We start from the raw sequence: 5,482 nt of genomic DNA on the forward strand, positions 1-5,482 counted from the left end.
TCAACTGCTTGTAACTCATGGTAAATGCTTCTGTTTGTTTGGCGACGATAGAGTACCACCAACAGGCAGTTGATCTCTTCTCACCGTTTAACCATGAGTGGTGCACTTATTATCTGAATTCGGGCTTAATATAAATATTCAATAAACTTTCGATGAATTGAAACCCTTTTTACATGAACAAACTTCTTTTCAACTTCGCTCATAGGTGGTGGAAATAAGGCCTGTGAGTATTAATTGTATATTTGTGGAAAGATAGATGTTTTGAATCATGATGCTTGTAGTAAGAATTAAGTGCTGATTGAACAATAATGAAACGATCTGCGCTGTAGAGTTCTAAAATAAGATATCTAAAGCTCTCCAAAGCTTCTCGGGGTTCTTCTATTAGCATCTTGAAATCATCGAAATTAATCACCTCTTAATCTACAAGAACGCACAGTTCAATAAAACCTTGCTGTGATTGTGCTAATAAATCCTCGTCAATTTCTTTAGTGAGATACCAAACATATCCATCTCTTAATGCGTTAGTTTTTATGCAAGCTTGCCTTCAATTGTTTTAGCTCTGTAGGTCGTCCGCCATGAAGTTTCCATATATCCGTGTTCTTGTTTATTAAGGACACTTTGGTGGCTGGCTCTTTCAACAAAACTATTAAACTCACTCATTAGTGAATCATAATTATTTTTAGAATTAATATTATATATCAGTAGAGAAAGCTATCGCGTTGTTTTTTAATTGCTCTCGTGGTTAATTAACGCCTGATGTAAATCCAATGAATTTGATATCAAGAATAGGACATAGATCAAAAAAAACCGCCTACAAAATGATGAGGCGGTTTTTAGTTGGGATCTAATTTGTGTAATTCTTGGCGCTTTTAATTGTTTTATTGAATTCACTAAGGAGTGAGCCATAATCTATTTCAGTTTTAATATTGTACTTTTCACTAAGGTTATTTAGCTCGCTCATAGTAAGCGTAGCAGATGATGAGAAATTAGGCTTTGCAACTACATAACTTTCATCAATAAGCATTACCCCTTTGAGCTGATGGAGCTTAATATAACGCTCGATATAAGATGCCAGCTCTGCAGGTGTAGCCCCCTCTGATGTAATGCGCTTTGAAATTTCTTCTGGATTAAACGTTTGAACTTTCGCATAACCTGCAATTAAATCAGTTACTTCAATCATCGATTTTTCGCTTACTGCTTTTGTGTAAGATACACCAGCAAAAAATGCTAAGGCTGACATTACTAGGCTTATTAGAATCATTTTTATATAGTCATTCATTGTTTAATCACCTAATTTGAGTTTAGTGCCAGATAGCACAGCGAATGTAATTGAACGTCCCGGTGATATCTCAATTACTGGGTGAATCTGTTCTGCTAAAGCGATGTAGTATTCAGCTAGTCTATCCATAGCATCAGCTGAGCCTTGGAACACACCAGCAGAAGCAACGGAGCCTAAGTCTACTGATTCCCATACCGCTCTATCACCACCAGACGTATTGATTGATGTAGTGCGTTGAGGAGCAACAGCTTCAGAAATGCCACTCATAAATCCAGCTGCCATAGAGCCTGCTAAGAGGTTGCCATTTTTGCTTACAAGTCTGCCGGCTATACCAAGTTTGCCATCAAAGTCAGAAACTGCATTCGCTTGAATCGCGCTTTCAACACTCTTACCGTCATTACGTACACATGTAATTGATTGTGCGCGGATATGCGCTCTTTCGCTTGATAAATCCCCGATTGCTTGGCCAATAACGTGACACTCGCGAATATCTAAAGTGAAATGGTTAGGCAAGATAGCTTCCTTTTTAACTCGGATAACAACCGGCATAGGAGAAGATTTGGCTGCAAGCTGTGTTGGAGCATCCAAACCAGTAAGTAAAACACCAGAGAAGAATGAGCCTGCAGGCAAATAAACAACGCCTTCGTCAGAATCAATTAGTCCACCTTCATTTGGATCGCTTTTCTTTTGGACCTCTTTTTCAGGTTTTAGACTTTGTTGTGTGATCAACAAATCTTTTTGCTGTTTTTCTTCAACAACACCCGAACTCTTAATGCTTCGAACGCTGCGTTGGGTGATAGTTCTAATAACACGGCCTTCGATTTGTGGTTTTGCAGTAACAAGCTGAGTAGGGGTTCTGTCAAAAACCCTCTCATCGTACTGTTGTGGTGCATCAGCTATAGCTTGTTGCCCTTGCTCTGCACCAGAGTATGAAGTGTTGTAATTTGAGCGTGAGCCACCATTTGATTGTCTATTATGTTGGGTATTTGCATATGCTCTATCGCGCACTTCCAGTTGGCGCTCGTAATCTTTCAATTTTAGCGTCAGGTCATCGATGCTTTGCTGCTGTTGCTGAACCATCTCAAGTACACGCTCTTTTTCTGTATATACCTCACGCTCTTTTCTGCGAATTGAGTCTACAGACTTGTCATAGATTTCGTCGAATTCGTTTTTATCGATGTTAGCAATGCTTTCTGAATCAAATAGCCCGCGTACTTTACCCTTTCCATCAAGGCGGTCTTCAGCTTGTCTTGCTGCAATTCTGTCCTGCAGACTGGTTTTATTATCACTCGAAGACATCGACTTATAACCAAAGAACGCAATAGGAATAATCACCAGTATTGCTGCAAACTTTCTAACTTTGGGATTTTCCCATTGTTTTTTAATGCTCATTTCCACCAGCCTTAGTTGATTACACGAGGACGTTTAGAGTTAGTGTTAACAATGCTTTGGCGCAATTTGTCTCGCAGGATATAAACTTCTGTTGCTTCGCCAGGTTGAAGTAGTGATTTGTTGTAAATGGCAACGGCCATAACATCACGTGACTCGCACATTTGTTCACGAACTGTATAGGGGCGTGTAGTTGTATTTTGGACTCTGACTACATCAACAACTTCTCTTGGACCGACAATTCGCTGTAGTACTTGCTGACTAATGGTTAATCCGCAAGGTTGGTGCATCGCTTTTGATACATCATGAGAAAGTGAAAAACCTTGTGGTATTTCACCTTTACCAACAGGTTTTAGAATTTGCTTAATACGCGCTACTCGATCTGTTTCAACATTTGCGACGTGGCCTTCAGTTAAAGACGCTTCAGCTAAAGCTTCTTGCTCTTTTATTTCCGCTCTGTGGTTTGCGCCTTTGTATTGCATCGTTTTTGAAAGATTCACATCGACATTTACAACAACCGGCATCGCTTCCATTGGTACCAATGTAAGGTTAATCATTGACTCTGGAACACCTTCTTCAAACAACATTAAAGCAACAGGCTTAAGTGAGTTTAAAGTGATGTATAAACGGCCATCTTCTAATTCAATGACTGATTCTTCGTCGTGGGTTCTAGCAGCAACCATCTTAAAATTAGTTATGATTGGATTCGTCAAGCCCACTGCTACAGGTACAGCGATATTAGCGCCGGGTTCAAGGTTGCTAAGGTTTTGGGTTGGCTTATATTTTGATTTAACGATATCTAGGAATGAGTACCCATTACCTGAGCGAATTGACTGTGCAGTTTGTGGCTGCTGGTATTGGTTAAAGTCAGCTTCATTCATCATTCCATTTGGTTTTACATTATCGGCAATTTGATTGATTTCATCTTGAGGGGAGACAGTTTTCATTACAGGTTCGCTTCGACTATCTAATTTTATGCCGTTTTTTGCCGCTTCGAATATAGCTTGCTTTGTAACCGGAATAGGTTGTTCATTTACTACCTCTGTTGGTAGCTTGAATGTATCGCTTGGATTTTCAGTTGCATCATTAGCGAAGGTGAATGCACTAGACGCACAACCAATGGCTAAAAGTATTGATTTCATTTTCATCTAGTTGCTCTCCTGTTGTTCTTTCACTTTCAGTTCTTTTGCCGCTTCTAGTACCCCTATCTCCAGCTCACTGTCATAGTAAGGTTGCGACTCTAAAGTTCCCGGTTCAGCATCGCCACGCGCTTCCATCGCTTGTTTTCGCTTTCTTGGGGTGCCCGGATATTGATCTAAGTGAGTAATTTTAGGTCTTCCATTTCTTGCGGTGATCTTAAATTCGTAGCTCCACTTTGTATCTGCTTTGGGCTCTCCACCAATGAAAGTGATTTTTTGGCCCCAAATGGTGATTAAATCAGTTTCAGGCTCATGAATTAGGTCGTCGGCAATAAAAACTTGTCGTATATCACGCATTTTTATCATTTCAGCTTGCTTATCTAGCATTGGCTCGATTTCAACTTGTAGTTGTGGAGATAACATTTTCATCATTATCTTTTTTACAAAATCGATGTTTTGCGAGTTAATGTTACCTATTAGAGTAGAAACGCTGTAGGCCCATGCTTGTTGGTAATTCTGGTTAGCTTTATCGCCTTGAATTGTAAGCTCACCAAAGTAATTCTGTTCTGGGATAACAACGACTTCACTGTCTTTGAAAAACAGTGTTAAAGCGCTTAGAGCAACTGTAATGGATAAAAATAGGTTAGCTACTCGGCTTATGTTGTTAGATGCAACCATCGATTTGAAGCTTCGAACTGAAGCGGATTTATCATCAAGCATTTTCTTGCCTTAGCGGTGGTATGTACGTTTAACTGGATCTGCAATTGATTTGCTTTGATTGGTTAAGATGAACCCATAAGACCAAAGCTTGTGTTTAACATAGGCTTTAGGGAATCGGCCTTTAACCTTTTGAGAGATATAAATGTATGCCATGGCTAGGCATACAAGGATAAAGGTCTGTTTTGTCACCATGCCAATCGCTACCGCGGCCATCAACGGTATTACTTGTTCTTTAGTAAATACAAACAAGATTAATAACGGTTGGTTGATGTGGGTCTTACAGCGGTAGCGATTGGGCGTTTCCATGTTTTAAAGCACTCCAACTGAAGCAGTTAGGAAGTACTCAACAGCATCTTGTGCATTTGCAAATAGCAGTGCGATAAGGAATGCACCCACACAAGTAGCATAGTTCTGCTTCATAATGCCTTGGAAAGCAGCAAAGCCAAATGTGAAAATTGAAATGATGATGCCAGGTGCGCCGGTTAACCAGCCAACTACTTCATTGTAAACTCCGTATAGGAAGTCACCAGAAGTTGGAGCCGCAGCCATTACGCCTTGTGAAATTAATAGAGCTAAAGAGATTACCATCAGTGCGATGGTCGCTTTTTTAGCAGTAGACATTTTTTTAGTGATTGTTGGTGCTTCAACAATGTTTGATTGGTTGGTTAGTTCCATTTTTAAACCTCTTAAGAGTTAATGTTCAACGTTAAAGTCGAATTAATCTTAAACTCTTAAAAACAGCATAAAGCCGGATTTTTATTTAAATTTGAATAAAAATTAAGGAACTCGATTCTGAACATTAGGCTTGCGCAATCTCACCCTTTCAAGGGCGAGTCAAGCAAGAGGTAACTAGTCTTTTTTCTGACTTAAAGCGCGTGAAGTTTTTACGGCTCTTTCACTTGGCGGTGTGTTTTGATTTTCAATGTACTGCTTAATTACATCCAAACTCGCGCCG

At 39.7% G+C, this 5,482-nt stretch carries 6 protein-coding genes; all 6 read right to left on the reverse strand.

From position 1 onward, the window contains the following. Positions 1-844: 844 nt before the first annotated feature. The 6 genes from L1266_RS21815 to L1266_RS21840 are packed head-to-tail and all read right to left on the reverse strand — an operon-like array spanning position 845 to position 5,202. Positions 845-1,279: a hypothetical protein gene (locus tag L1266_RS21815; protein WP_138558919.1), complete on the reverse strand. Its 435-nt coding sequence runs from the start codon at positions 1,277-1,279 to the stop codon at positions 845-847. 3 nt (positions 1,280-1,282) lie between these two features. Then, positions 1,283-2,671 (reverse strand): TraB/VirB10 family protein, encoded by a 1,389-nt coding sequence (locus tag L1266_RS21820; RefSeq protein ID WP_138534003.1) that lies wholly within the window; start codon positions 2,669-2,671, stop codon positions 1,283-1,285. Between the two features lie 11 nt (positions 2,672-2,682). After that, positions 2,683-3,816: a TraK domain-containing protein gene (locus tag L1266_RS21825; RefSeq protein WP_138558918.1), complete on the reverse strand. Its 1,134-nt coding sequence runs from the start codon at positions 3,814-3,816 to the stop codon at positions 2,683-2,685. Continuing rightward, positions 3,817-4,527: a TraE/TraK family type IV conjugative transfer system protein gene (locus tag L1266_RS21830; RefSeq protein WP_036973924.1), complete on the reverse strand. Its 711-nt coding sequence runs from the start codon at positions 4,525-4,527 to the stop codon at positions 3,817-3,819. It lies immediately after the preceding gene. Positions 4,528-4,536: 9 nt separating this feature from the next. Next, positions 4,537-4,833, reverse strand: a complete 297-nt coding sequence (locus L1266_RS21835; protein ID WP_036973922.1) for a type IV conjugative transfer system protein TraL — start codon at positions 4,831-4,833, stop codon at positions 4,537-4,539. A gap of 3 nt (positions 4,834-4,836) precedes the next feature. Then, the gene (locus L1266_RS21840) at positions 4,837-5,202 is read right to left on the reverse strand and encodes a hypothetical protein (protein ID WP_055022201.1); all 366 of its coding nucleotides are present in this window, start codon (positions 5,200-5,202) and stop codon (positions 4,837-4,839) included. Positions 5,203-5,482: the final 280 nt, after the last annotated feature.

This window comes from Pseudoalteromonas sp. Cn5-37, from assembly GCF_021532495.1.
Classification (GTDB): Bacteria; Pseudomonadota; Gammaproteobacteria; order Enterobacterales; family Alteromonadaceae; genus Pseudoalteromonas; species Pseudoalteromonas simplex.

Coding starts and splice junctions, on each gene's coding strand:
- L1266_RS21815 (WP_138558919.1), bottom strand. CDS start 1,279: ATGAATGACTATATAAAAATGATTCTAATAAGCCTAGTAATGTCAGCC.
- L1266_RS21820 (WP_138534003.1), bottom strand. CDS start 2,671: ATGAGCATTAAAAAACAATGGGAAAATCCCAAAGTTAGAAAGTTTGCA.
- L1266_RS21825 (WP_138558918.1), bottom strand. CDS start 3,816: ATGAAAATGAAATCAATACTTTTAGCCATTGGTTGTGCGTCTAGTGCA.
- L1266_RS21830 (WP_036973924.1), bottom strand. CDS start 4,527: ATGCTTGATGATAAATCCGCTTCAGTTCGAAGCTTCAAATCGATGGTT.
- L1266_RS21835 (WP_036973922.1), bottom strand. CDS start 4,833: ATGGAAACGCCCAATCGCTACCGCTGTAAGACCCACATCAACCAACCG.
- L1266_RS21840 (WP_055022201.1), bottom strand. CDS start 5,202: ATGGAACTAACCAACCAATCAAACATTGTTGAAGCACCAACAATCACT.